General features: G+C 67.4%; 20 protein-coding genes and 3 pseudogenes. 19 read left to right on the forward strand and 4 right to left on the reverse strand.

Annotated features, from left to right (window positions below; translation table 11 throughout):
- Positions 1–118: 118 nt before the first annotated feature.
- The gene (locus AC1DGP_RS23315) at positions 119–715 is read right to left on the reverse strand and encodes an IMPACT family protein (RefSeq protein ID WP_476769306.1); all 597 of its coding nucleotides are present in this window, start codon (positions 713–715) and stop codon (positions 119–121) included.
- Between the two features lie 216 nt (positions 716–931).
- Between AC1DGP_RS23315 and AC1DGP_RS23320 the strand changes: the two are divergent.
- The 3 genes and pseudogenes from AC1DGP_RS23320 to AC1DGP_RS23330 form a co-directional block, all read left to right on the forward strand.
- Positions 932–1,153 (forward strand): annotated as a pseudogene (locus AC1DGP_RS23320) (LysR family transcriptional regulator); the annotation flags it as partial.
- A 43-nt stretch (positions 1,154–1,196) separates the two neighbouring features.
- On the forward strand, positions 1,197–2,522 hold the full coding sequence (locus AC1DGP_RS23325) for an epoxide hydrolase family protein (RefSeq protein ID WP_476832570.1): 1,326 nt from the start codon (positions 1,197–1,199) through the stop codon (positions 2,520–2,522).
- A 60-nt stretch (positions 2,523–2,582) separates the two neighbouring features.
- A pseudogene (locus AC1DGP_RS23330) lies at positions 2,583–2,684 on the forward strand (IS481 family transposase); the annotation flags it as partial.
- A 101-nt stretch (positions 2,685–2,785) separates the two neighbouring features.
- Here the strand turns inward: AC1DGP_RS23330 and AC1DGP_RS23335 are convergent.
- A complete protein-coding gene (locus tag AC1DGP_RS23335) occupies positions 2,786–3,676 on the reverse strand; it encodes a LysR substrate-binding domain-containing protein (protein WP_441493559.1) in 891 nt (296 codons plus the stop codon).
- 172 nt (positions 3,677–3,848) lie between these two features.
- Here AC1DGP_RS23335 and AC1DGP_RS23340 point away from each other — a divergent pair, with 172 nt between their 5' ends.
- The 11 genes and pseudogenes from AC1DGP_RS23340 (at position 3,849) to AC1DGP_RS23390 (ending at position 15,923) form a co-directional block, all read left to right on the forward strand.
- The gene (locus AC1DGP_RS23340) at positions 3,849–5,225 is read left to right on the forward strand and encodes an acyclic terpene utilization AtuA family protein (protein WP_476832571.1); all 1,377 of its coding nucleotides are present in this window, start codon (positions 3,849–3,851) and stop codon (positions 5,223–5,225) included.
- Positions 5,222–5,629, forward strand: coding sequence for an AtuA-related protein (locus AC1DGP_RS23345; protein ID WP_476832572.1), 408 nt, complete (start codon positions 5,222–5,224; stop codon positions 5,627–5,629). Before AC1DGP_RS23340 ends, AC1DGP_RS23345 begins: the two co-directional genes overlap by 4 nt.
- Positions 5,626–7,041, forward strand: coding sequence for a dipeptidase (locus tag AC1DGP_RS23350; protein ID WP_476769310.1), 1,416 nt, complete (start codon positions 5,626–5,628; stop codon positions 7,039–7,041). The genes AC1DGP_RS23345 and AC1DGP_RS23350 overlap by 4 nt, the downstream gene beginning before the upstream one ends.
- A 4-nt stretch (positions 7,042–7,045) precedes the next feature.
- Positions 7,046–8,653 (forward strand): gamma-glutamyltransferase, encoded by a 1,608-nt coding sequence (ggt, locus tag AC1DGP_RS23355; protein ID WP_476832573.1) that lies wholly within the window; start codon positions 7,046–7,048, stop codon positions 8,651–8,653.
- Between the two features lie 56 nt (positions 8,654–8,709).
- Positions 8,710–10,287 (forward strand): ABC transporter substrate-binding protein, encoded by a 1,578-nt coding sequence (locus tag AC1DGP_RS23360; RefSeq protein WP_476769312.1) that lies wholly within the window; start codon positions 8,710–8,712, stop codon positions 10,285–10,287.
- Between the two features lie 54 nt (positions 10,288–10,341).
- Positions 10,342–11,310, forward strand: a complete 969-nt coding sequence (locus tag AC1DGP_RS23365) for an ABC transporter permease (protein ID WP_476769313.1) — start codon at positions 10,342–10,344, stop codon at positions 11,308–11,310.
- 26 nt (positions 11,311–11,336) lie between these two features.
- On the forward strand, positions 11,337–12,272 hold the full coding sequence (locus AC1DGP_RS23370) for an ABC transporter permease (protein WP_441508673.1): 936 nt from the start codon (positions 11,337–11,339) through the stop codon (positions 12,270–12,272).
- Positions 12,273–12,393: 121 nt separating this feature from the next.
- A pseudogene (locus tag AC1DGP_RS23375) lies at positions 12,394–13,032 on the forward strand (autotransporter outer membrane beta-barrel domain-containing protein); the annotation flags it as partial.
- Positions 13,033–13,085: 53 nt separating this feature from the next.
- Positions 13,086–14,057, forward strand: a complete 972-nt coding sequence (locus AC1DGP_RS23380) for an autotransporter family protein (RefSeq protein ID WP_476832574.1) — start codon at positions 13,086–13,088, stop codon at positions 14,055–14,057.
- A 350-nt stretch (positions 14,058–14,407) separates the two neighbouring features.
- Positions 14,408–14,677, forward strand: a complete 270-nt coding sequence (locus AC1DGP_RS23385; protein ID WP_441493575.1) for a hypothetical protein — start codon at positions 14,408–14,410, stop codon at positions 14,675–14,677.
- 322 nt (positions 14,678–14,999) lie between these two features.
- Positions 15,000–15,923 (forward strand): cell wall hydrolase, encoded by a 924-nt coding sequence (locus AC1DGP_RS23390; protein WP_476769315.1) that lies wholly within the window; start codon positions 15,000–15,002, stop codon positions 15,921–15,923.
- A gap of 145 nt (positions 15,924–16,068) precedes the next feature.
- On the opposite strand, the gene accD is transcribed toward AC1DGP_RS23390, so the two are convergent.
- Positions 16,069–16,950 (reverse strand): acetyl-CoA carboxylase, carboxyltransferase subunit beta, encoded by an 882-nt coding sequence (gene accD, locus AC1DGP_RS23395; protein ID WP_476832575.1) that lies wholly within the window; start codon positions 16,948–16,950, stop codon positions 16,069–16,071.
- A 254-nt stretch (positions 16,951–17,204) separates the two neighbouring features.
- On the opposite strand from accD, the gene AC1DGP_RS23400 reads away from it, so the two are divergent.
- From AC1DGP_RS23400 to AC1DGP_RS23410, 3 genes are all read left to right on the forward strand, one after another.
- Entirely contained in the window at positions 17,205–17,702 is a 498-nt protein-coding gene (locus AC1DGP_RS23400) for a c-type cytochrome (protein ID WP_441493578.1), read from the forward strand.
- Positions 17,703–17,757: 55 nt separating this feature from the next.
- Positions 17,758–18,255, forward strand: coding sequence for a hypothetical protein (locus tag AC1DGP_RS23405; protein ID WP_476769318.1), 498 nt, complete (start codon positions 17,758–17,760; stop codon positions 18,253–18,255).
- A 425-nt stretch (positions 18,256–18,680) separates the two neighbouring features.
- Complete coding sequence (locus AC1DGP_RS23410) at positions 18,681–19,037, forward strand: hypothetical protein (RefSeq protein ID WP_476832576.1); 357 nt, start codon at positions 18,681–18,683, stop codon at positions 19,035–19,037.
- A 485-nt stretch (positions 19,038–19,522) separates the two neighbouring features.
- On the opposite strand, the gene AC1DGP_RS23415 is transcribed toward AC1DGP_RS23410, so the two are convergent.
- Positions 19,523–20,344 (reverse strand): ATP-grasp domain-containing protein, encoded by an 822-nt coding sequence (locus AC1DGP_RS23415; RefSeq protein ID WP_476769320.1) that lies wholly within the window; start codon positions 20,342–20,344, stop codon positions 19,523–19,525.
- A gap of 355 nt (positions 20,345–20,699) precedes the next feature.
- On the opposite strand from AC1DGP_RS23415, the gene AC1DGP_RS23420 reads away from it, so the two are divergent.
- Both AC1DGP_RS23420 and AC1DGP_RS23425 read left to right on the forward strand, forming a co-directional pair.
- Positions 20,700–22,112, forward strand: coding sequence for a cytochrome P450 (locus tag AC1DGP_RS23420; protein WP_476769321.1), 1,413 nt, complete (start codon positions 20,700–20,702; stop codon positions 22,110–22,112).
- Positions 22,113–22,430: 318 nt separating this feature from the next.
- Positions 22,431–26,429: a Pls/PosA family non-ribosomal peptide synthetase gene (locus AC1DGP_RS23425; RefSeq protein ID WP_476832577.1), complete on the forward strand. Its 3,999-nt coding sequence runs from the start codon at positions 22,431–22,433 to the stop codon at positions 26,427–26,429.
- The last annotated feature ends 74 nt before the right edge of the window (positions 26,430–26,503 follow it).

Here is a 26,503-nt window from a genome sequence, read left to right on the forward strand (position 1 = left end):
ATCGGGCGCTTCTGACATCGGGTCTTGGCGCAACTAAGACCAGCAGACAAAGCGCTCTGTCGCCATCTCCGTGCCAGCGCGATGTCGCCGGGCGCGCGTCCGCCCGGAGAGCGAGAACCTAGTCGTCCCATCTGATCGCCGCGCGTCCGCTGGTGATGTCCCTGACCAGTTTGGAGACCAGATCGGCCTCCAGCTTTGGAACCGACACCGACAGCACTGCGCCGGTATCCGTGAAGACCTGATCGCGCAGCTGCACCCCCGGCAGATCACCAAGCCGCGCCTGGACGCGCGCCAGATCGCCGAACGCGCAGGTGATCGTCACTGATGCCGCCTCGACCAGCGCCACCGTCTCGGCCGCGCGCAAGCAGAGGGCGGCCGTGCCGCCATAGGCGCGGATCAAGCCGCCGCTGCCGAGCAGGACCCCGCCGAACCAGCGCGTCACGACAACCGCGACGCCGTCCAGCGCTTGCCCGTCGATGGCCGCGAGTATCGGCTTTCCCGCTGTGCCGCTCGGTTCTCCGTCATCGTTGAAGCGATAGCCTTGTCCGCAACGCCAGGCCCAGCAATTGTGATTGGCCGCCGGGTCCGAGTGGGCAGCGATGAACTCCTTGGCTGCCGCCTCATCCGCAACGGGAGCGGCGGTCGCAATGAAGCGGCTCTTCTTGATCTCCTGCCGGAATGAGTTGAGCCCAAGGAGTGTGAAGCGGTTTTCCATGCGCTCATGTACCGGCTCAGGAGCACCCTGGGCAAAGCCAATGACAGATCTCCGCCTGGGCGCGACCGGGACTGGTGCGTCACCCATGGCAGCAAGGCCGACCGCGCGTTAGACTGAAGCCGGCCCATCGATCGGGCTGGCCGAGGCCGGTGCGAAGCTTCGGACCGGGGGCGCGGACAACGTCTCTGCCGCCGGCGCAAAGGAGTGTGGGGCCTGATGGACCGCTTCGATGCGATGCAGGTTTTTCTGGCGGTCGTCGATGCCGGCAGCCTGTCTGCGGGAAGCCGCAAGCTGAACGCGCCGCTGCCGAGCGTCAGCCGGAAAGTCGCGGAGCTCGAGCGCCATCTCGGTACGCGCCTGCTCGTCCGGACCAGTCGGAATGTCCAGCTCACCGATGCGGGGCGCGACTATGTCGATGCGGCACGCCAGATCATCGCACAGACCGTCCACGTCTCCGCCTTAACCCCTGAGGAGAACCGCCATGCCTGGTCCGCACCCGTTGATCGGCCGCAGGAGCTTCATCGCATCAACCGTCGTGGGAACGATCGGCGCGATGCTTCCCGCCGTGAGCGCGACCGCAGCGCCCTCTCCCTCGCGCTCGCCGCAGGAGAGCGCGGCCGCAGACCCGAAGGCGAGCGGCGACAGTTCGATCCGGCCATTCCGCTACCACGCGACCGACGAAGAACTCGCCGACCTGAAGCGCCGCATCAAGGCGACGAAATGGCCCGAGCGCGAGAACGACCCGACCCAGGGCGTCAGCCTCTCGAGCATCGAGAAGCTCGCCGCGTATTGGGCGGACCAGCATGACTGGCGAGACGTCGAAGCACGGATCAACAGCTACCCGAACTTCGTCACGACGATCGACGGGGTGGATATTCACTTCATCCAGGTGAAGTCGAAACACCCGAACGCGCTGCCGGTGATCGTCACGCATGGTTGGCCCGGGTCGATCATCGAGCAGCTGAAGATCATCGACCCGCTCACTGATCCGACCGCTTTTGGCGGCACTGCAGCCGATGCCTTCGATGTCGTGATCCCGTCGCTGCCGGGCTATGGCTTTTCCGGCAAGCCGGCCGTCAACGGCTGGGATCCGCAGCATGTCGCACGCGCCTGGGCGGTGTTGATGCAGCGGCTCGACTACACGCGCTATGTCGCGCAAGGCGGCGATTGGGGCAATGCGGTCACCGAGCAGATGGCGCTACAGCGCCCGGCCGGGCTGGCCGGGATCCACACCAACATGCCGGCGACCGTTCCCGCCGAGATCGCCCCGCTGCTTCCCAACGGCCCCGAGCCCGCGGGCCTGGATGCCGAGGAAAAGCATGCCTGGGACCAGCTCGTCGATTTCTATGCGAACGGGCTCGGCTACGCGCAGGAAATGGCGGGCCGGCCGCAGACTCTCTACGCGCTGGCGGATTCGCCGGTGGGGCTGGCGGCCTGGATCATCGACCACGACATCCGCAGCTATAACCTCATCGCGCGCGTCTTCGATGGCGCGAAGGAGGGCCTGACCCGGGACGATATCCTCGACAACATCACGCTGTACTGGCTGACGAACACGGCGGTCTCCTCGGCGCGGCTGTATCGGGAAAGCAAGCTCGCGTTCTTCGCGCCCAAGGGTGTGCCGCTGCCGACCGGCGTCAGCGCATTCCACGACGAGATCTACCAGGCGCCGGAAAGCTGGACGCGCAAGGCCTATCCGAACCTGGTCTTCTACAGGCGCCACGACACGGGCACGCATTTCGCGGCCTGGGAGCAGCCGCAAGCCCTGACGGACGATCTGCGCGCGACATTCCGCTCGCTGCATTGAGGCGTCGCACAAAGTGCACGGTTCCGGCCGCGGGCTTCTGCCGAGCCTGCGGCCGGAACGCATCCCCAGAACTGGCATCGCCCCCACGGCGGAATCCAGGCCAAGACACCCATCAGCAGACTCGCTCTCGACGAGGACAACCTGTTGACGCTCCACAGCTAGATCATCGGACCGGACACGATTTCCGGTCCGATGATCCAGCCCTTCGGCGAAGAGCGGTTGCACCTTGAGACGGCGAGGGGGCTCGTCGACGCGCCGTTGGGTCAGGCGCCGCCATGCGTCCGGATCGCGTCCGCCAGCCGGGTCGCGCTGAGCGAGAGCGGCCGGGATTTGACCCAGAGCAAGCCGATCCGGCGCTCGATGCTGGGCGCCGTGATCGGCACCATGGCCAGGTCCGTGCTCCGGAACATCGCAAAGGTCATCGATGGCAGCGCGGTGATGCCGAGGCCGGCCGCCGCGAGGGCTGCCGCAGAGGGGATCTGGTCGACTTCGTATCTCGGCTCGATCGACAGGTTGCCGTGGACGAACCCGGCATCGGTGAGCCTGCGCACCGACGAAGCCGGCGAGATCGCGATGAAGTCATGGCCGGCGAGGTCCGCCCAGGTCACGCTCTCGCGCGTGGCGAGGCTGTGCTGGCGGTGACAGACCAGGTGCATGCGGTCCGACGTCACCGGATCGAAGGCGAAGGCGCCGAGCGAGGCCGGGTGGCCGACGATCGCGAGGTCCACGATACCGTCCTCCAGCAGCTCCGTCGCCCGGTCCTGGGGCGCGTCGCGGATCTGGACATCGATACCGGGGAAGCTGCTGCGAAAGGCGCGGATCGCCGGGGGTAGCAGCGTGCAGACCACGGATGGAAGTGCGGCGATCGAGACCCGGCCGTGCACGCCTTCGTTCCGGCTGGCGATCGCCTCGAAGGTCTGGTGCAGACTGCGCACGGCATCGCGCGCGCTGGCGACGACGTGCCGCCCTTCATAGGTCAGCGTCAGCGCGCGCGTCGTCCGGTGCACCAGCCGATAGCCGAGCTCGGCCTCGATGCGCTTCAGCGTCTCGCTGACGGAGGGCTGCGTGATGCCCAGGCGCTCGGCCGCGGCCGTGAGATTCAGCGTTTCGCCGATCGCGACCAGGATCTCCAACTGCCGGATTGTCAGATTCATGGCGCCTCGGTGGTCGATCGGCCGGGCCGGCGGTCTGTCGCCTCCCGTGCAGCTCAGTCATAGGCTCGTCCTATGGAATAATGAATTCCCATTATTTGACTTTCTGAATGCGTCGCCACCAATGCATCAGGCGCGGCCATGGGCCGGGCTGGCGGCAACGGATGGGTTCGGCATGGCGACACAGGTTCGGATCGGTGCTGCGGCGGGCTTTGCCGGCGACCGATCGGATTCGGCCGGGCCGGTGATCGAAGCCTTGGCGCAGCATGACGGGCCCCGTTTCCTGATCTTCGAGACGCTGGCCGAACGCACGCTGGCGCTCGCGCAGATCGACCGGATCGCCAATCCCGCCCGCGGCGAGGTGCCCGCGCTCGAGCGCCTGCTGCGCCCGGCTCTCGGGGACGCCGCCCGGCACGGCATCAGGATCATCGGCAATTTCGGCGCGGCCAATCCGCGGGCCGCTGCCGCGAAAATCCGCAGCTGGGCCGCAGAGGCCGGATATCCCGGCCTGAAGATCGCGGTGGTCGAGGGCGATGACCTTCTCGGCCTGATGAGCCCGGCCGAATTCACCGCCTGCGAGAGCGATGGCACGATCCTGGCGCGGGCGCCCGAGATCATCGCCGCCAATGCCTATCTCGGCGCGGCCCCGATCGCCGAGGCCCTGTCGCGCGGCGCCGACATCGTCGTGACCGGGCGCGTCGCCGACCCCGCTTTGGTGCTGGGGCCGCTGATCCACAGCTTCGGCTGGGTCTGGGACGATTGGGACCGGCTCGCCGCCGGCATCCTGGCGGGGCATCTGCTCGAATGCGGGTCGCAGGTCACGGGCGGCTATTTCGCCGATCCGGGCATCAAGGACGTGCCGGGCATGGACCGGATCGGCTATCCGATCGCCGAGGTCGAGGCCGATGGCAGCTTCGTCGTGACCAAGCCGGACGGCACCGGCGGGCTGGTCGACCGGCGCACGGTTACCGAACAGATCCTCTATGAAATCCACGATCCGGCCGCCTATCTGACGCCCGATGTCGTGCTCGACCTGACTGAGGTCGAGATCGAGCAGGTCGGCCCCGACCGGGTGCGCGTCACCGGCGCCAGGGGCCACCCGCTGCCGCCCACACTGAAGGCGACGATCTGCGTCGATGGCGGCCATCTCGCCGAGGCCGAAATCTCCTATGCCGGCCCCAATGCCGGGGCGCGCGCGAAGCTCGCAATCGAGACCGTGCAGCTTCGGATGCGCCGCTTCCATCCTGCTCTCGCCATTCGCGTCGATCTGATCGGCGCCGTCAGCGTCTTCGGAGACAGCGCGGGCTCCGGCATTTCCGACCTCGTCTGGGACAGGCTGCCGACCGATCTGCGCATCCGCTTCGCCGCCGAGAGCGATGATCGTGCTGCCGCCGAGTGCCTGCTGGACGAGGTCGAGGCGTTGTACTGCGCCGGGCCGGCGGGCGGGGGCGGGGTGCGCAAGCGGCTGACGCCGCGGCTGCGCAGCGCGTCCTGCCTGGTCGCGCGCGACAGGGTCACGCCCCGCGTCAGCTTCCTGGAGGAGGCGGCATGATCGAGCCGATCCGCACGCCGCTCCATGCGCTTGCCCATGCCCGCTCCGGCGACAAGGGCAACCGCCTGAATATCGCGCTGGTCTGCCGCCACCCGGCGCTCTTCCCGGTGCTGGCCGCAGAGCTCACGGCCGATCTGGTGGCGGAGATCTTTCGGGCGAGGGCGCCCTCCCGGGTCGTGCGCTACGAACTGCCCCGGCTGGCTGCCTTCAATTTCGTCCTCGACGATGTTCTGGACGGCGGCGTCAATGCCAGCCTGGGCCTCGACGGCCATGGCAAGACCCTGTCCTTCCTGCTGCTCGCGGCCTCCGTCCCGGTCCCCAAGGCCGTGCTGAACGCTGTCGCCGACGAGACCCCGATCCTCGCTTCGACCCGCCATCCCCAAACTCCTGGAGGCCCGCGATGAGCGCCCAGCCCGTCGTCGATCATCTGCTCGCCCGGCACGATGCCGTACTGGACCGGCTGAATGCCTTCCTGAGGCTGCCGAGCGTCAGCACCGATCCGGCCTATGCGCAGGGCATGCAGGACACGAGGACGTTCCTGCTCGATTGGCTCAGGGAGATCGGGCTGTCGGATGTCCAGCTGCTCGATGGCGGCGGCCAGCCGGCGGTCTATGGCACCTGGCTCGGCGCGCCCGGCGCCCCCACGATCATCATCTACGGCCATTACGACGTGCAGCCGCCCGATCCGCTGGCGCTCTGGAAGACGCCGCCCTTCGAGCCGACGACCCGCGACGGCCGGCTCTATGCGCGCGGCGCGTCGGATGTGAAGGGCTCGACCACGATCGCCATCGAGACGGTCGCGGCCTTCCTGGCGGTCAAGGGCCGCTGCCCGGTCAATATCAAGCTCTTCATCGAAGGCGAGGAGGAGACCGGCAGCCCGAGCCTGCATGCCATCGTCGCGCGCTATGGCCCGCTGCTCAAGGCCGACGCCATGATCTCCGCCGATGGTGGCCGCGCCAGCCCGACCGTGCCGACGATCAATGTCGGGGCGCGCGGGCTGACCAAGCTCGAACTCGTGGTCCGCACCGCCGACAAGGAGCTGCATTCCGGCCGCTATGGCGGCGCGGTCCGCAACGCCCTGCACGAGCTCGCCGCGATCATCGCGACGCTCCATGACAGGAATGGCGCGATCGCCATCCCGGCGCTGATGGAGGCCGTGCGCCCGCTCAGTGAGCGGGACCGGCAGGACACCGCCGCCCTGCCTTTCGACGAGGCGGCCTTTGTCGGCGATATCGGCGGCATCGCGGCCGGCGAGCCGGGCTACAGCATCCGCGAGAGACTGACGCTGCGCCCCGCCATCGACGTCAACGGCATGTGGGGCGGCTATACCGGCTCCGGCAGCAAGACGGTGATCCCCGACGAGGCGCGCGCCAAGATCACCATCCGCCTCGCACCGGGGCAGGACACCGACCAGGCGGCGCAGGCGCTCCAGGGACATATCCTGGCGGTGGCGCGGCCCGGCGTCGCGGTCAGCTTCGAGGCGATAGGCGGCGGCTCGCCGGCCTCGACGCTGGCTGCCGACCACCCCCTGGTCCAGGCCGCCACGCGCGTCCTGAGGACGACATCGCAGCAGGAGCCGGTCCATGTCCGGCTCGGCGCGACGGTGCCGATCACCGCGATCTTCAAGGAGACGCTCGGTCTCGACACCTTGATGTTCGGCTTCAATCTGCCCGACGAGGACGTGCACGCGCCCAACGAGTTCTTCCATCTGGCGTCGATCCCGCTCGGCCTGCAGGCCTGGCCGATGCTGCTGGAGGAGCTCGGGCGTTTTCCTGCCGCGGCTTTTGGGGCTGACGCTCCGGGCGGGAAGGGCTGAGCCGATGGCCGGGATGATCGTCGCGGCCCAGCCCGAGGCCGTCGAGGCCGGAGCGCTAGTTCTCAGGCGCGGCGGCAACGCCGTCGATGCCGCGATCGCCTGCGCCTTCGTGCAATCCGTCGTCGATCCGCAGATGACCGGCATCGCCGGCTATGGCTCGATGCAGATCTACATGCCCGGCCGCAATGCCCATGAGGTGCTGGAATTCTATGCCCGCAGCCCGTCGGCGACCCGTGCCGACATGTGGCAGGACGCGATCATCGGCGAGGCGCCGGACGGCTTCTCCTTCGTGGTCAAGGGCCATGTCAACGAGATCGGCTATCAGGCCGTCGGCTCGCCGGGCAACCTGAAGGGATACACCACGGCGCTGGCCGAATACGGCACCATGGATCTCGCCGATATCATGCAGCCGGCGATCGATTACGCGCGGGGCGGCTTCAGGATCCGGCCCTACATGCATTACTACATGGCGCTGAACCAGTCGGAGCAGGGGCGGGTGCCCAATGAGGACCTGCTCCGCTTCAGCGCGACCGGCCGGGACCTGTATTTCCGGGCCGATGGCAGCCTGAAGCGCCCCGGCGACACCGTCGCCAATCCCGATCTCGCCCGCACCCTGGAGCGGATCGCGGCAGCCGGCCCCGAGATCTTCTATCGCGGCGAGATCGCCGAGCAGATCGCCGCCGACATGAAGGCGAATGGCGGCCTGCTTGCCTATGAGGACCTGGCGAACTACCAGCTGCGGCGGTCGAAGCCGGTCTGGGGCAGCTATCGCGGCCACCGCGTCGCCAGCGTCCAGCCGCCCGGCGGCGGCGTCTCGCTGATCCAGCTGCTGCATGTCCTCGAGAACTTCCCGCTCGGCGAACTCGAGCATAATGGCGGCGAGCATCTGCGCATCCTGACCGAGGCGCTGATGCGGGTGACGGCCGACAAGGACGCGCATATCGGCGACCCCGATTTCGTCGAGGTGCCGACCGACCGGCTGCTGGCGAAGGACTATGCCGCGACGCTGGCGCAGAGCATCCGCCGGGGCGAGCGCGGCGCCATCGAGCGCTTGAAGCTGAAGCCCGAGGCCAACGACACCACGCAGGTCTGCGTCGTCGACGGCGAGGGCAACGCGGTGACGCTCACCCACACGCTCAATATCCCCAGCGGCGTCATCAGCGATGGGCTGGGCTTCATGTATAACGGGCTGATGAGCGCCTTCGATCCGCGGCCCGGCCGGCCGGGCTCGCTGGCGCCTAACAAGGGCCGCACCAGCTCGCAGATGCCGAGCATCGTCTTCAAGGATGACAGGCCCTTCATCGTCATCGGCGCGCCAGGCGGCACCGCGATCCTGCCGGCGATGGCGCAGGGCATCAGCAACATCATCGATTTCGGCATGCCGGTCTTCGATGCGGTCGCGGCGCCACGGATCAGCGTGACCAGCAACAGCATCGATATCTCGAACCGGATCCCACGCTATGTCGCCGCGGAGTTGGAGCGCCAGAGCTATCGCGTCGCGCGCTCCTACCAGGGCTTCGCCTTCGCGGCGCTGCATGCGGTGCTCGCCGATGCCGGCCGCCTGTCGGCCGGCGCCGACCCGCAGCGCGACGGCATGTGGCTGAGCGGCTGAGCCGGAATGAAGCGGCCAACAGACCTAATTCCAGTCATTCGATCATGAGGACCCCGATGAGCGCATCACTCAAAACCTGGCTTGCGGCGACGCTGCTGACGACGGGGCTCGGCCTCGCTCCTGCACAGGCGGCCCCGCTGCGGATCGCGATCGGCGGCGCCTTCACCTCGATCGACCCGCATTTCTACAATGCCACGCCCAATCATTCCGTCGCGATGCATGTCTTCGACCGCCTGGTCGACCGCGCGCCCGATGTCAGCCTGAAGCCCGGTCTCGCCCTGAGCTGGACGCCGGTCTCCGACACCGTCTGGGAGTTCAAGCTGCGCCCCGGCGTGACCTGGCATGACGGCAAGCCCTTCACCGCCGACGATGTCGCCTTCACCTATCAGCGCGCCCGCAACGTCCCCAACAGTCCCGGTGGCTTCGGCGGCTTCCTGCGCGCCGTGAAGACGGTCGAGGTCGTCGACCCGCTGACGCTGCGCATCGACACCGGCGAGCCGGCCCCCAACCTGCCGCGCGAGCTGGCCTTCGTGCCGATCATCTCGCGCCATGTCGGCGAGAGCGCCACGACCGAGGACTACAATTCCGGCAAGGCCGCCATCGGCACCGGCCCCTATAAATTCGTCAGCCAGACCCCGGGCGACCGGGTCGAGCTCGTCCGCAACGACGCCTGGTGGGGGCCAAAGCAGGACTGGGACAAGGTCACGCTGCGGATGATCACCAATTCCGGTGCACGTGTCGCCGCGGTCCTGGCGGGCGATGTCGACATCATCGACACGCCGCCCGTCGGCGATCTCGAGAAGCTGAAGGCGGATCCGCGCGTCACCGTCGCCACGACGGAAGGGCTGCGCGTCATCTATCTCGCGCTGAATTCGCTTGAGCCGGGTGCCGCCACCATCACCGACAATGACGGCAAGCCGCTGCCGAAGAACCCGCTGCTCGATCTCAAGGTGCGCCAGGCGCTGTCCATCGCGATCAACCGCGACGGCCTCGCCGACCGGATCATGCAGAAGACGGCCCGGCCGACCGGCCAGTGGCTGCCGGCCGGCACCTATTCCTATGCCAAGAGCGTCACGGTTCCCGCCAATGACCCCAACAAGGCCAAGGCGCTGCTGAAGGAGGCGGGCTTCCCGGACGGGTTCAAGATCACGCTCTTCACGCCCAATGACCGCTACCCGAACGATGCGGCGACCGCCCAGGCGGTCGCCCAGATGTGGACGCGGATCGGCGTCAAGACCGCGGTCGAGACGCTGCCCTGGAGCGCCTATGCGACGCGCGGCGGCAAGCAGGAATTCGGTGCCGGGCTCTGGGGCTGGGGCAGCCCGACGGGCGAGGCCGGCTATCTGCTCTCGAATGTGCTCGCCAGCAACAATCCCTCCAAGGGCCTCGGCGTCTTCAATTACGGGCGCTATGCAAATCCGGCGCTCGATACCCAGATCGTCCAGGCGCTGGCGACGATCGACGACGGCAAGCGGGAGCAACTGCTCGTCGGCGCGGTCGAGACCGCGGCGCGCGAGGTGCCGATCATCCCGCTCTTCATCCTCGACAACGCCTGGGTCACCCGCAAGGGCATCGTCATCGACCCGCGCCGCGACGAACGCACGCTGGCGGTGGATGCCCGCAGCGCCAGGTAACACGAGTATCGACAACGCGGCGGACCGGTCCGGTCCGTCGCCCGGGGACATGAGATGATTGCCTGGTTCGCCCAACGACTTCTGCAGGCTTTCGCGGTCGTGCTCGCCATGACGGTGATCGTCTTCGTCGGCGTCAACGTGATCGGCGATCCGGTTGCCGTTCTGGTTCCGCCCGATGCCGACCAGGCGGAACGCCTGCGCGTGATCGCGGCCTTGGGGCTCGACCGGCCGCTCTGGCAGCAATATCTCTCGTTCCTCGGCGGCGCGGTCAGGGGCGATCTAGGGCGCAGCTTCGTCTTCAACGAGCCGGCGCTGCGGGTCATCCTCCAGCGCATGCCCGCAACGCTCGAGCTGGCGCTCGCCGCCATGCTGCTCTCGGTGGTGATCGGCATTCCGCTCGGCCTCTATGCCGGCGTCCGGCCGAACTCGCCGGTGGCGAAGACGATGATGGCCGGCTCGATCCTGGGTTTTTCGCTGCCCAGCTTCTGGGTCGGGCTGCTGCTGATCATGGTCTTTGCGGTGCAACTGAGCTGGCTGCCGGCCGGCGGCCGCGGGCCGACGCGCGAATTGCTCGGCCTGCAATGGTCGTTCCTGACCCTGGAGGGCCTGCGCCATCTCATTCTGCCGGCCTTGAACCTCGCCTTGTTCAAGATCTCGCTGGTGATGCGGCTGGTGCGGGCCGAGACCCGCGAGATCGTTCCGCAGGACTATATCCGCACCGCTCGCGCCAAGGGCCTTGGCGAGGGCGCGATCCTGCGGGTCCATCTCCTCAAGAACATCCTGATCCCCGTCGTCACCATCGTCGGGCTGGAATTCGGCTCGGTGATCGCCTTCTCGGTGGTGACGGAGACGATCTTCGCCTGGCCGGGCATGGGCAAGCTGATCATCGACAGCATCAACCTGCTCGATCGCCCGATGATCGTCGCCTATCTCATGGTGATCGTCGTGCTGTTCGTCGTCATCAATCTCGTGGTCGACCTGATCTACACGGCTCTCGACCCGCGCGTCCGGCTCGAGAACTGAGCGACCGGGCCTTGCAGGTGAACACCATGCCAACCTCCTCGCGTTCCGCCGCCCCGGAAGCGGCCGCTCCGGAAGCGGCGCCCGCGACGCGGCGCACGCCGCTGCTGCGCTTCCTGCGGGCCTTTGCCGCCTCGCGCCTGGCCGTGCTCGGCCTCGTGCTGCTCTGCGCGATCATCGCGCTCGCGCTCCTGGCGCCGTGGATCGCGCCACAGAACCCCTATGACCTGATGCAGCTCGACATCATGGACGGCCAGTTGCCGCCCGGATCGGTCTCACCCACGGGCATGACCTACTGGCTCGGCACCGACGATCAGGGCCGCGACATGCTGTCGGGCATTCTCTACGGCCTGCGCATCTCCTTGCTGGTCGGCCTGACATCGGCGCTGGCGGCAGCCGCCATCGGCACGACGCTCGGGCTCATCGCAGCCTATGCGGGCGGCCGCACCGGCACCGCGATCATGCGCATCGTCGACCTGCAGCTCTCCTTCCCCACGATCCTGGTCGCGCTGATGATCCTGGCCTTTCTCGGCAAGGGCGTCGTCAATGTCATCCTGGCGCTAGTCATCGTCGAATGGGCCGCCTATGCCCGCATCGCCCGCGCCAGCGCGATGGTGCAGCGGCGCAAGGAATATATCGAGGCGGCAATCTGCCAGGGCGCGTCATCGCTGCGCATCCTGTTTCGCCATTTGCTGCCGAACTGCCTGCCGCCCCTGATGGTGATCGCCACCGTCCAGATCGCGCGCGCCATCGCGCTGGAGGCGACCCTGTCCTTCCTCGGGCTGGGCGTGCCGATCACCGAGCCCAGCCTCGGCCTGCTGATCTCCAATGGCTATCAGCACATGCTATCGGGAAAGTTCTGGATCAGCTTCTATCCCGGCGTGGCGCTCCTGATCACGGTGGTCGCGATCAACCTGATCGGCGATCAGCTCAGGGACGTCCTCAATCCGCGCGCGCAGGCCTGAGAGCAGAACCCGGGCATGGCGCGACGACGAGGGGGAAGACGACCGCTCCCTGTCAACGTCGCCCCCGAACGATCCCGCTCCCCTGAATGCGCCTGGGGCCGAAATCCTGCGCTTCGAACACATGGCGAAAGGGCAGGATGCCCATGTCCTGACCAACGCCACGGTATGGAATCTGACCGGCAATTCAAACCTCACAAACCTGACCAATGACGCAAGCCTGGTCGCCTTTTCGGCGCCCGCCGGCGATCCGGGGGGGCTGGCCAGTTACAAGACGCTGACAGCGGTCAACTATACCGGCGTGGGCGGCAGGCTGGGCCTCAACACCTTCCTTGGAAACGACAATTCGCCGTCGGACCGGCTGGTTATCAACGGGGGCAGCGCGACGGGCCTCTCCTCGCTCCAGGTCGCCAACACGACAGGCCACGGAGACCTGACCGTGGGCAACGGCATCCTTGTGGTCGATGCGATCAATGGCGCCACGACGGCGGTCGGCGCCTTCGCACTGGCTGGCCCTGTGGTTGCCGGTCCCTATGAGTACTCGCTCTATCGGTCCAGCCGTGATGCGTCGGGGTTGGAGAGCTGGTATCTGCGTTCGGACCTGGCTCCAGTGCCGCCTGCGCCTCCCGGCCCCGGGCCGTCGCCGGCACCGCCCTCGACCGGCATCCCGGATTTTCGCCGCGAGACCTCGCTCTATGCGGCGCTGCCGGCTATGCAGCTGATCTATGGCCGCACCCTGATCGACAGTCTGCATGAGCGCGTCGGCGAGCTTGCGCCCCTCGAGGCGCCCGAAGTCACGGAGGAGCGGACGATCGGGTGCGCGAACCCCGAGAAGAACGACCGCTGCACCACGACCGTGCGGCTGCCGGCCGGCACAGCCGCCCCCGGGCACTCCTATGCCTCGGCCGGCTGGCCCGGATCATCGGCACACATGGCAACCAGGATGGCGGCCCCTGGGGCATCTACCGTAACGGCCCGAACTACGACTATGACCTCTATGCTTTCCAGGCCGGTCTCGACCTCTATCGCAGCCAGAACTCCTACGGCTCACGCGATCATGCCGGGATCTATGCCGCGATCGGCCGGATCGAGGGCGACGTCACCCATTTCAACGGCATCAAGGCCGGCCACAACACCATCGATGTCTATTCGCTTGGCGGATACTGGACCCATTTCGGGCCGTCGGGCTGGTATCTCGACGGCGTCGTCCAGGGCACCTGGTATGATGCCAAGGCCGATTCCAGGCGCGGCTTCACCCTCAACCGCGACGCGTTCGGCTTTGCCGCCTCGCTCGAAGGCGGCTATCCGCTCCAGCTCGGCTACGGCGTCGTCTTCGAGCCGCAGGCGCAAATCATCTACCAGACGCTCTCGAACGGCTCGGCAGCCCTGGTGCGCTTCTCCGACGCGGACTCACTCGCCGGCCGGATCGGCGCTCGCCTTGCGCGGAGCTGGACGCTGTACGAGGCCACGCTCGGCGCCAGACCGCGGATGCTGACTGCCTGGCTGAAGGCCAGCCTCTGGAACGAATTCATGGGCAATCCCAAGACCGCGTTCTTCTCGGCCACCGGCTTTATCCCGTTCCGGGCCGATCTCGGCGGCAACTGGGCCGAGTTCAAGGTCGGCGCCGACGCACAGCTGACCAGGAACACCACCCTCTACGCCAGCGTGGGCTACTCGGTCGGCCTCGATGGCCGCTCGCATACCTATGACTGCCGGCTCGGTGTCATGGTAAGCTCGGCGTTTCGTCCTGACTTGGATCGATATTGGCTTGGACCAATCCTGGCCTGACGATCAATCCTGGCCGGGGAGGATCGTTCGCGAAATCCCGGCCACGGCTTGCTCTGCGCCTGTCGCGGATGCGGCAGCGCTGGAAGTCGAGCTGAACGGCCGGCTCGAAGGCGCGTATGGCGACCTTGCCGCGCCCGTTGTCGGCAATGCGGCCTGGCCACCCGGCTCTTGGCCCTGTTCGGCGACGAGATCGCGCTTGGCGTCCGCGCCTCGATGATGATCGTGACGGAGCGCCTCGCGCCGTTGCTCGATCCCGTCGTCAGCGTCGGGTGCGGCCGATCTCGACCGGGAGCGCGTCAGGGCGCCGTCGCTGATTGAGTCCCCACTGTCCCGGGGGTACATTGGGCGACATGACCGACGACTTCCCTGACATTCTCCGTTCGCCGCTCTGCCAGACCGTCACTCGCGATGGCGTGACGGTGCAGGTCGAGATCTACCGTCTCGCGGACAGCGAGGGCTGGACGCTCGAGCTTGTCGATGAAGATGGAGGGTCGACCGTCTGGGAAGAGACGTTCGCCAGCGACGCTGCAGCCTTGGCTGAGTTCAATGAAGGGCTGGAGGAACTCGGACTCGCTGGTTTGATCGACCCGGAAGGGGACGAAGAAGCGACGGTGCACTAGGGTCGAAACTCCGGCACGGCGACCAGCTTTCGCGGGACGCTGCGTGGTCCCGGGCGATGAAGATGCGCGTCCGGGCGAGGTCCATGTTCCGGATCCATCGCGAGCGACACCAGTCCATTGGCACGGGCGAAGAGCCGCATGTTGCATGGCGCCGCCATGGCGGTCGTTGGACAGCCGCGCCGTGTTGACGGCCGAAGCGCGGTCGGGCACCTTCGCTCCGTTCATCTGGCGTTAACGTTCTGTTAACGTATTCAGGGTCCCTTCCAGGGATGACGGTCCGCCGCCTGCGGCAGCCCGGAGCCCGTAATCAGGAGGTTGCCGCATGAAGCGCGCCGTGATCGCTGCAAATGCTGTCCGTCCCGTCGGCAATGTTGGCCGTCCCATCGGCAAGAGCCGCTCCGGCCGCAAGGCGATCCCGCTTCTGATTTCACTGGCTGCGCCGGCGCTGGGCGCCTGCAGCATGTCGCCTGTCGAGACCGCTTCGACGGTGGCGCCGGCGACAAAGGATCCTCGTGAGGCGCGCAAGCGCGCGGTTACCCTGGCCAAGGCCGATCCGCGCGAGAAGGAATGCCTCGTCCGCGCGATGTATTTCGAATCGAACCGGTCGAGCGATGCGGGTCTGCTCAGCGTCGGCACGGTGGTGATGAACCGGGTGGAATCGCCGCGTTACCCTGAGACGATCTGCGGCGTCGTCGGCGCGCCGCGCCAGTTCGCCGCCGGCGTGCTGACCCGCCCGATGGCTGCACGCGACCTGCCGAGGGTCGAGGCCATCGCGGAAGACATCCTCAACGGAAAGCGCCACGAGCCTGTCGGAGCGGCCAAGCATTTCCACATGGCCGGGATGCGCTTTTCCTATCCCAACATGCATTACGTGACCTTGGCAGGCGGGAACGCCTTCTATGTGAAGGGCGAGCGGCCCGAGCGGCGCCGCATCGAGGAGCCGAACTATCAGCTGGCTGCGCTCAACCTGCCTGCGGCTCCCGCCACCACATCGACCGTGCAGACCTCGTTTGCCGCCGCGCCGCTGGCATTCGCCCCGGAGGCTCCCGCGCCGGCCGTTTCTGCGCCGGCAAGCCCGACCCTGACGCTCGTCAGCACGATGCGGCTGCCGCCCAGCCGGCCCTATGATCTCGACCTGCCCAAGAAGACCCTGCGCGCCTTCAACGCGCCGCCGGCGAGCGGCGTCCGCGTGGCTGCGCTGCCGCTCGAGACCCGCGGCCTTCGCGGCGGCCTGTCGCTGGACTGACCGCGAGCGGCCGCCTGCGTCTGGACGCAGGGCGATCGACCGCCAGTCTTGCCTCCCCACAAGCTGGGGAGCGCTGTTGCCGCAGCCGTGCGCGAAACGTGCGATCGAGGCCGACAACGTCTCGGCGACGGCCGCAAGGATCAGCTCATTCAGGACGGGGCCGCGGCGGTTCGCGGGTCAGCAGGCCGCAGAGCCTCGCGAGCGTCGCGCGCATGTCGGCTCGGGGCACGACGATATCGACCATGCCGTGCTCCTTGAGGTATTCGGCCTTCTGGAAGCCCTCCGGCAGCTTTTGCCGGATCGTCTGCTCGATGACGCGCGGTCCGGCGAAGCCGATGAGGGCACCGGGCTCCGCGATATGCACATCACCCAGCATGGCATAGGACGCCGTGATGCCGCCCGTCGTCGGGTCCGTCAGCACGACGAGATACGGCAATTTCGCCTTGGCCAGACGCCGTCGGGCCACGGTCGTGCGCGGCATCTGCATCAATGCCAGCATCCCTTCCTGCATGCGCATCCCGCCGCCGCTCGCGAACAGGATCAAGGGCGTGCGGTGCGAGATGGCGGCTTCTACAGCGGTGACGATGGCTTCCTCGGCTGCCATGCCAGGCGCGCCGCCCATGAAATGGAAGTCCTGGACCGCCACCGTGACAGGTATGCCCTCGAGCCTGCCGCGGACCACTTTGACCGCGTCCTGCAGCCCGGTCTTCGCTCTCGCCTCCTTGAGGCGGTCGATATAGCGCTTCGTGTCGCGGAAGCGCAGCGGATCGACCGGCCCTTCCGGCACGGGCACATCCTCCTGGGAGCCCGGATCGAGTGTGATCGCCAGGCGTTGCGCTGCCGTGATGCGCAAATGGTGACCCGAGCCCGGAATCACCCATAAATTGGCCTCGACATCCCGGTGGAAGACAAGCTGGCCGGTGACCGGGCACTTGATCCAGAGCTTTTCGGAGGTTTCCCTCCGCAAAAGAGTGCTGATCTTTGGCCGCACCACCGCGGTAATCCAATTCGTCGGTGATTCCCGCATGGGCGTTCGCAAGCTCCGTTGCGTCGGTCGGACATTAGATGCGCTCGAACGGAATGCCGTGCAACCGGCCTGCGCTGCTGCCTTCGCGGCGATCTGGTGCTCAGTCCTGAAGCACTGCCCGGTTCCGGGCGGCTGGGCGCAAAGCGGCAGGCGCTATTCGATCCCGCGCCGTTCAGGTAGCATGGACATGCCGCAGGAGAGTGGCCGCCCGGCGGCGAAGCACCGGCCGGTCGGATCCCGCGCCGGAGGGTGCCATGCGATTCATCGCGGGTTTCGTCACAGCCTTCATCGTCCTGGCCATCGCCGGCCTCGCCCTGGTCTTCAGCGGTCTCGTCAATATCGCCGCCCGCGAGCCGCACAGCGCCCCGGTATTCGTTCTCCTGCAGACCGCCATGCGCCAGTCGGTGGCCCGCCAGGCGGCCAAGGTGCCGGCGCCGGCGCCATCCACGGACATTTCCCGGGGTTTCCGTCTCTACAACGAGACCTGCGTCTACTGCCATGGCGCCCCGGGGAAGGACCCGACCGATATCGGCAAGGGCCTCAATCCGGAGCCGCCCTTCCTGCCGGATACGATCCAGCACTGGAGCGCCGCCGAGATCTTCTGGATCGTCAAGAACGGGGTGCGGATGACCGGCATGCCGTCCTTCGCGGACACCCATAGCGATGACGACCTGCGGGCCGTCGTTGCCTTCGTGCAGAAGCTGCCGACCATGACCGAAGAGCAATATGCTGCCTATGAGAAGGCGCAGTGAGCGCCAGGCTCCATGGCGGCCGGCACCGGCTCGGGCCAATTCGAGGAGGACCATCATGCGAACCGCAACGTGCCTGCTGGCTGCGCTGTCACTGTCGACCCTGCTGATCGGCCCGGGCGCCTGGGCGGCCGGTTTCGAGTGCGGGGGGCGGCCGACCGCCGATACGCCGGCCGGCGTCAAGGACATCACGGCGCTGCTGCCGGTCTCCGATCCGCTCGACCATCCCGCCTCGCTCAATGCCGCCGTCGACACATTGCGCAGCCAGGGCCTGACCAAGACCCTGATCATCGACAATCTGATCGGCGCCTATTGCGCCCTGCTGGCCAAGGACACGGCGCTGGCCGACGCGCAGAAGACCGCCCGGCTGCGGAGTTTCAGCCTGCAGGCGACACGGGCGGTCTACGCCATCGAGATCGCGGACCGCATCATTCTCGACGTGCCGCTGATGCCCGACGTCGTCGACGCGGTCAGCGCCAGGGCGCGGGCGGCGGGTCTGACCCCGCAGGACTGGATTGCGCAGGCGGTAGCCAAAGCACTGGCCGCGCAGCCGTGAACGGCCGGGCTGCCGGGGAGCGGGCGCAGGACGGGCGAACGATCGGCAGCCTGAGCTGAACGCCACGGTGTCGCGTCGCAGAAGCGTCTGCAACGGGGGTGGTCCGTTATCAGCATTTTCCAGAGACCGACTGAGGTCCGGCCCAACCAGACCCGGACGTTGCCTTGACCGGTCGCCTACGGCCGCTCGCGGTCGAGAGCCGAGGTCAGGCGGTCCGCTCAGGCAAGAGGTCCCGTCGGGCAAGAGGTCCTGTCAGGCAAGCGGTCCTGTCAGGCAACTCCAGTCGGGAATGCTCGCCTGCGGGCCTCCGGCCACGGTCGAATTCGCCGGCCTGGGGCTGGCATCGGAGCTTGTGTGATCAAGCGCATGCAAGCGGGCGCGGGAAGGGGAGATGATCCGAGGGAACCCCCGGAAGGCTCGGTCCGATGTCCCTTCACACCGCGTTTGCCCCTCAATCCATTGCCCGGGACGTCAGGGTTTCGATCCTTGCACGCGTTCCCGGGCTGATCGCCGCAGGCGCCCTGATCGGAGCCATCATCCTCATGGCCTCGGCCATGCTGCGCCTCCTGCCGAATGGCTTCGCTGTCTCGCTCCATGGCCTGTCGGCGGCATTGCTGCTGGCCTGCGCAGCTCTGGCCTTCGAGCACAGCGCGAAGGATGCAGGTCGGATGATCCGCGATACATCAGCCTTCATCCGCAGGATGCGCCTGATCTGCCTGTCGGCAGCCTTCGCACTCGGCTTCCTGATCCCGGTGTTGATCAGTGTGATTCCGCGGCCCTGACCCAAAAGGCATCGCGTCCCCAAAGTGGGAGTTGATACAGCCAGCTAGAAGGTGCCGGGGAGTTCATCGGCTGTGCCTCCGGAAACGTCCGCGATCCGTTGAGAATTTCGGCTCGCGGTCGATAGAGCCGAACCATGTCCCCGTTGTAGAGGCTGACCGACCAGAACCCATCGACAGGAACGTTCGTGGCCTTCAGTTCCTAATTCGTAGACCCATCAATTCTGGTCGGGGCCACGGTGGGCCATGGTTGAATCCGCTTATGCCGCGATCGGGACCCGTTCCTTGGCAAGGGCAAGAGCGGCAAGCCCCCGGAGCGGCGAGACCGGCGCTCGTCGGCTCAAAAGCTCCGCTATTCCCCTCTCGAGGTCCGCATCTGTGACGCGTTCCGGATGCCGGCCCGGGCTGGCGGGGTCGGACCGGCTGAAGGCTGGCATTCGAAGGCCTCCGAGGGAGGACGCCGCGGCCCCGGGGCCGTGCCCTGTCGATTATCGGCACGTCGCTCTGATGCGGTGATCGAGCGATCCCATGACCGTGTCGTAGAGCGCATTCCCGATGAGCGCATCTTCATGGCCGGCATCGACATTGGGGTTGTCATTGACCTCGAGCACGAGGGGCCGCTCTCCACACTCCTTGACGTCAACGCCATAGAAGCCGTCGCCGACCGTGTCGGCGGCAGCCAGCGCAGCTGCCAGCACGGATTTGGGCGTTTCGGAGATGGCGACGGCCTCGGTCAAGCCTTCCCGATAGTCCCGTGAGCCCGCGTTCTGTACAACCTGCCAATGGCCCGGCACCATGTGATACCGGCAGGCGAAGAGCGGCCGGCAATCGAGCACCCCGATGCGCCAATCGAAGCGGGTCGGGATGTACTCCTGAGCGACCAGGACGGGGGAGCGATCGAACCATTGCAGGCAGCGCACCCGAAATTCGGCCTCGCCTTCCACCTTGCAGACGCCTCTGGAAAACGAGCTGTCCGGGAGCTTGACGACACAGGGCAGGCCGAGCAGCGGGATCGCATCGCCGATGTTCCCGCGGTGCAGGAGCAACGTCTTCGGCGTCGGCACCCGGTGGCGTTCGAAGAGACGGACCTGGGACACCTTGTCGGCGCAGATCCGCATCGAGATCGGGTCATCGATCGAGGCCAGGCCGAGTTCGGCCGCACGCAGCGCGAACTGGTGGGTGTAATCGTCCAGGCGCGTGTGATCCCGGATAAAAACGCCGTCGAACTCAGCCAGCCGATCGAGGTCGGCTTCTGCGACGATCGTAACATCCAGATCCAGCTTGCGTGCGCTGGCGAGAAACTGATCCATTGCAGCGCGATTGGACGGGGCGAGCGTCCGGCCGGGAGTCCAGAGGACGGCAAGCGCAGGTCGAGCCTTCCGCGCCGGGAGCGTGCGTGACGCTGCAGGGTCGCCTTGTGGAGCTGTCATCCTGCGCGACCCGGCGAGCTCCGCGTGCCCGATGAAGACCGGGCGTAGCTGCTGAACGTAACGATTCCCTGAATGCGAGGGATGGGTTCAGCCCTTGTCCGGGGTGTTGCCTCGCCGGGCGCCCCCTTCGATCGAGGAGATCGCCTTTTCAGCAGCCCTCAGCACCTGCCTTTGAAACGACACCCGCACAGGCCACGCTCGCCCGGCGGTTCTTCGTTTCAGAAGGCGCCATCGCATGGTTCTGTCAGAGGTTCCCGCCGAGCCGTCCAGAAGGCGGACGCCCCCGGCGCCGGTTCCGGGCGATCGCCAGCTCGGCCGCCTGGAGCTGCTGCTGCGCCTGCGTCGCAACCCGCTGACGATCTGGCGCCAGCAGCATTTCGAGGATCCGATCGTCGCGGGCAAAAGCGTGCTCGGCTATGGCGTCGTCATCTCGGACCCTGCTGCGATCCGACATGTGCTCGTCGAGAACAACGCGAATTATCCGAAGGACGCGCTTCAGAAGACCATTCTCGCGCCGGGACTGGGGCAGGGGCTGCTGACGGTCGAGGGCGACGCCTGGAAGCGGGCCCGCCGCACGCTTGCGCCGCTGTTCACGCCGAGGCGGGTCGAAGCGCTTGCCGCCAGGATGCTGCCCCCGATCGCCAGTCAGGTGGCGCGGATGGCGCAGCGGCGCCCCGGCAGGATCGTCGACATCGGCGAGGACATGACGCGGCTGACCTATGACGTGCTGGCCGAGACGTTGTTCTCGAACGCGATCGCGGGCGGCGCCGTGGCCTTCGGGCAGGCATTGACCCGCTATTTCGCGACGCAGGGGCGCATCGATCCTCTCGATATCCTGGGCGCACCGGCCTGGATCCCGCGGATCGGCCGCATTCGCGCGCGGTCCGCCATCGATTTCTTCGAGCGGCAGATCGAGGCGATCGTGACCGACCGGCAAACGCTGCGCTTGTCTCAACCGCCAAGCGCTCCGCATGCCCGCGATCTGCTGGATGCCCTGCTCGATGCGCGTGATCCCGAAACCGGCACGGGCCTCACTGACGCAGAGGTCGGCGCGAATATCGTGACCTTCATCGGCGCTGGCCACGAGACGACGGCCAACGCCCTGACATGGTCGCTCTACCTCGTCGCGATGGCCGACGATGTCAGGGAGCGCCTCGAGGCCGAGGCCGATGCGGTGGCGGCCGACCCTGTCGCCGCAGTGCTCGCTGGCGATCGCCTGACCATGACGCGCGCCGTGATCGAGGAGGCCATGCGGCTTTACCCGCCCGTGCCCTCGCTGTCGCGCGTCGCGATCGCCGAGGATCAGGTCGGGGGCGTCGCGATCCCCAAGGGCGCGCTCGTGATCATCTCGCCCTATGTGCTGCATCGGCATCGCTCCCTCTGGACCGCGCCGACGCAGTTTTGGCCGGAGCGCTTCTTGCCTGGAGCGCGCGAGACGATCGATCGTTATGCCTATCTGCCCTTCGGCGCCGGACCGCGGATCTGTATCGGCCAGCATTTCGCGATGATCGAGGCGGTGCTGAGCCTGGCACAGCTGATCGGCGCCTTCCGGTTCGAATATGCCGGCAGTGATCCCCCAGTTCCGCAGCAGCGGATCACGCTTCGGCCGCAGGGCGGCATGCCGATGAAACTCCGGGCGCGTCGTTAGAGCATCGGCCCGAAAAGTGGATTGCGGTTTTCGGGGCAAAGACGATGCAAACACAAAGGGTTAGATCATCAGGCCGGATACCATATCCGGTCTGATGATCTAGAGTGCTGTTCGCAAGCGTTGCGATCGATCGCCCCGGCCAGGGGGCGTTCTCCTCCGGGGCGTGAATAGTCTGCTGGCGCTGACCCAGCGTTCGTGGGGCAGGGCGGGAACAACGCTTCGCAATGTCCTAACGCAATCTACATCTCTCATCGCTAGCAAATCCCGGTCTCGCACAGGCGGTTCAGCCTTGCGGCGTCTGGCTGGGGGAAGCGGATCATGCATGCCATCGTCGGGCGCGGTGCCGGAAAGCTCGTGGGCGCCGTGGAGCCCTCGCTCCTGCGCGACGAACTGCTCGGCGAGATCTTCGAGGCATCCGTCCGGCGGACGCCTGAGCATACAGCCATCATCTTCGCAGCCGAGCGCGTCACCTATGCCGAGCTCGACGCCCGCGCCGACAAGGTGGCGCGCGCGCTGCGGGCGCGCGGCGTCGGGGCAGGGGCCTTTGTCGGCCTGTGGATGTCGCGCTCGCTCGACCTGCATGTCGCGCTGCTCGGCATCCTCAAGGCCGGTGCGGCCTATATCCCCTTCGACGCCGACGCCCCGCCCGAGCGCATCGGTGAATGCCTCGCCGATTGCGAGGCCCGTATCATCGTCATCGACGACGTCACCGGCGCGAAACTCGACCGGGAGCTGCCCGCCGAGGCCGTGCGCTGCCCCGACCTGATCGCCGCCGGCACGGACGCTCCGCCGGTCGATCCGCGCAGTGAGGGCGTGACGCCGGCGAGCCCGGCCTATGCGATCTACACCTCGGGCTCGACCGGCAAGCCCAAGGGCATCGTCATCGCGCACAGCAACATCTGCCACTATCTGCGCTCGTCGAACCACGTCTATGGCATGGCGGCTGACGACGTCTCCTTCCAGGGCGCCTCCGTCGCCTTCGATCTCTCGCTGGAGGAGATCTTCGTCCCCTATCTCGTCGGTGCGACGCTCTGGGTCGCCTCGGCGCAGGTGCTGGGCGAGGTCGAGCGCCTGCCGGCCTTGATGACCGAGGCCGGCATCACCGTGCTCGACACCGTGCCGACGCTGCTCGCGATGATGCCGCAGGACATCCCGAGCCTGCGCATCATCATCCTCGGCGGCGAGGCCTGCCCGCCGGCTGTTCGCCAACGCTGGTGCCGCCCGGGCCGCAAGGTCTTCAACTCCTACGGGCCGACCGAGGCCACCGTCGTCGCCACCGTCGACGAGGTCACGCCGGACGAGGCGGTGACGATCGGCCTGCCGATCCCGAACTACACCTGCTATGTCGTCGACGAACAGATGGCGATCGTCGGCCCCGGCACCGAGGGCGAGCTCCTGATCGGCGGCCCCGGCGTCGCCGCGGGCTATCTCGGCCGTCCCGAGCTCACCGCCGAGAAGTTCATCGCCAATCCCTTCGGCGGCGACGGCACCGACCCGGTGCTCTACCGCTCGGGCGATGCGGTCAGCATTTCGGAGAAGGGCAAGATCCACTTCCACGGCCGCATCGACGATCAAGTCAAGCTGCGCGGCTTCCGGCTCGAGCTCGGCGAGATCGAGGCCAGGCTCTGCGACCTGCCCGGCATCGCGCAGGCGACCGTGGTGCTGCGTCGCGACGACGACATCGACCGGCTCGTCGCCTTCGTGGTGACGGACACGGCGACCGCCTTCGACCGTGCAGCGGTGCGCGCCGCCCTGAAGGAGACCCTGCCGCCCTATATGCTGCCCTCGCATTTCGAGGAGATGGCGAGCCTGCCGCGCCTGACCTCGGGCAAGGCCGACCGCAAGGCGCTGAAGGCGGCGCCGCTGACGATGGCGGCGTCTGCCGAGGAGCAGGAGGAGCCGCGGAGCGCGACCGAAGCCGCGCTGCTCGACGCCGCCCGGCCGCTCTTCCCGGGCCAGACGATCGGGTTCGAGGCCGATTTCTTCGCCGATCTCGGCGGCCATTCGCTGCTGGCGGCCACCTTCCTTGCCGGCGTGCGTGCCAATCCCGCTTTGCCGAGCATCACGCTGGAGGACGTCTACAGCCTGCGCACCCTGCGCGCGATCGCCGCCCGGCTCGACGAGCGCAGGCAGGCCAATATCGGCCGGCCGCCGGCGCGCGATCTCACCTTCACGCCGCCGCCGCTGCGGCGCCGGCTGTTCTGCGGGCTGGCGCAGCTCGCCTGCATGCCGGTGCTGCTGCTGGCGCTGACCGGCCCCTGGCTGACGATCTATGTCATCTACGAGCTGATCACGGTCGACGGGCGCGTCGAGCTGCGCGAGATCCTGATGATGATGGGCATCTATGCGCTCGTCACGCTCTCGGTGATGATCGCCGGCATCCTCGGCAAGCGCCTGGTGCTCTGGCGCACGACGCCCGGCTGCTATCCGCTCTGGGGCGTCTATTTCTTCCGCTGGTGGCTCGCCCGCCAGTTCACCGGGATGGTCCATCTCAACCTGATGCAGGGCACGCCGCTGGCCAGGGTCGCCATGCGTCTGCTTGGCGCCCGGGTCGGCAAGGGCGTCTTCGTCAGCGGCTTCGAGGCCGGCGCGATCGACCTCGTCGAGATCGGGGACGACGTCACGCTCGGCGGCAAGCTCAGCCTCGCCAATGCCGAGGTGATCGGCAACGAGCTGGTGATCGGCACGATCACGATCGGCAAGGACGCCTATATCGGCACCTCCTGCGCCATCGGCCATGACACGGTGATCAGGGAGGGCGCCGAGCTCGCCGATCTGACCGCGCTCGCCGCAGGCAGCCGCGTCGGCGCCTTCGAGCACTGGGACGGTTCGCCCGGCCATCGCACCGGCAAGGTCGATCCCGCGTCCTGGCCCCAGCACGCCCAGCAGCCCTCGGTGCCGGTCAGGGCGCTGCAGAGCGTCTTCTTCGGCGCCATGCTTCTGGTGATGCCGGCGCTGGCGCTGCTGCCGATCTTCCCGGCCTTCTTCATTCTCGACCGTTTCGACGGGCCGCTGCAGGAGCTGGTCGGCATCGACTATCGCTGGGTCCTGCCGGTCCTCGCCTGGCCGACCGCGATGGTGCTGATGTTCGCCACCGTCCTGCTCGTGACCGCGATCCGCTGGCTCGTGATGCCGCGCTCGGTCGAGGGCACGCATGCCATCGCCTCCGGCTACGGCCTGCGCAAATGGACCGTGGGCCTGGCCTCGGATGTGATGCTCCAGAGCCTGTCCTCGCTGTTCTCCACGGTCTACATGCGGCTCTGGTACCGCATGATGGGCGCCAAGATCGGCAAGGACACCGAGATCGCCACCAATTTCGGCGGCCGCTTCGACATGATCGAGATCGGCGCGCATTGCTTCGTCGCCGACGAGGTCGTGCTCGGCGACGAGGATGTCCGCCGCGGCTGGATGACCGCAAAGCCCGTGCGCACCGGCGACCGGGTCTTCATCGGCAATGACGCGGTGGTGCCGCCCGGCGCCTTCCTGCCGACGGGCTCGCTGCTCGGCATCAAGTCGAAGCCGCCCGCCGACGTGGCGATGCAGCCCGGCGAGACCCGCTTCGGCAGTCCGCCGATCCTGCTGCCCTCGCGCCAGCGCTTCGACGATGCCGACATCGCCAAGACCTTCCGGCCTCCGGTCTGGCGCCGCATCCTGCGCGCCGTCCTCGAGCTGTTCAGCGCCTCGATGCCGACGATGATGTTCATCACGCTCGGCACGATCACGGCCGAGCTTGTCCTCTTCCCAGCCCTCGAAAGTGCTCAGAGCTGGGGCGAGTTCGCACCGGTCTTCATCGCCTGCGCGGTCGGCACCTCGGTTGCGCTGGCGAGCGCGGTGCTGCTGATGAAATGGCTGGTGATGGGCGTCTACCGGCCCGGCAATCGCGGCCTCTGGTCCTGGTGGGCGCTGCGCACCGAGGCGATGACGACGCTCTACTGGGGCACCGCCGGCGCGATCCTGCTCAATGCGCTGCGCGGCACGCCGATGCTGCCCTGGGTGCTGCGCCTCTTCGGCGTGAAGCTCGGCCAGGGCGTCTATCTCGACTCGACCGACATCACCGAGTTCGACTGCGTCAGCATCGGCGACTATGCCGCGATCAACGCGACCGCCAACCTCCAGACCCATCTCTTCGAGGACCGGGTGATGAAGGTCGGCCGCATCGAGATCGGCCGCGGCTGCGCCCTCGGCGGACTGACCACGGTGCTCTACGATACCAATGTCGGTGACCACGCCAGGCTTGGCCTGCTGACCATCGTCATGAAGGGCGAGACGATCCCGGCCAAGACCGAATGGGCCGGCGCGCCTGCCGCACCGGCCTGAGGCGGCCTCGTCCGGCGGAGCGCCCAAGCCTTCGGGCGATGGGCGCGCTCATGCACGGAACCGATCGGGTGGAT

The organism is Allobosea sp. 05T433 (assembly GCF_056396065.1).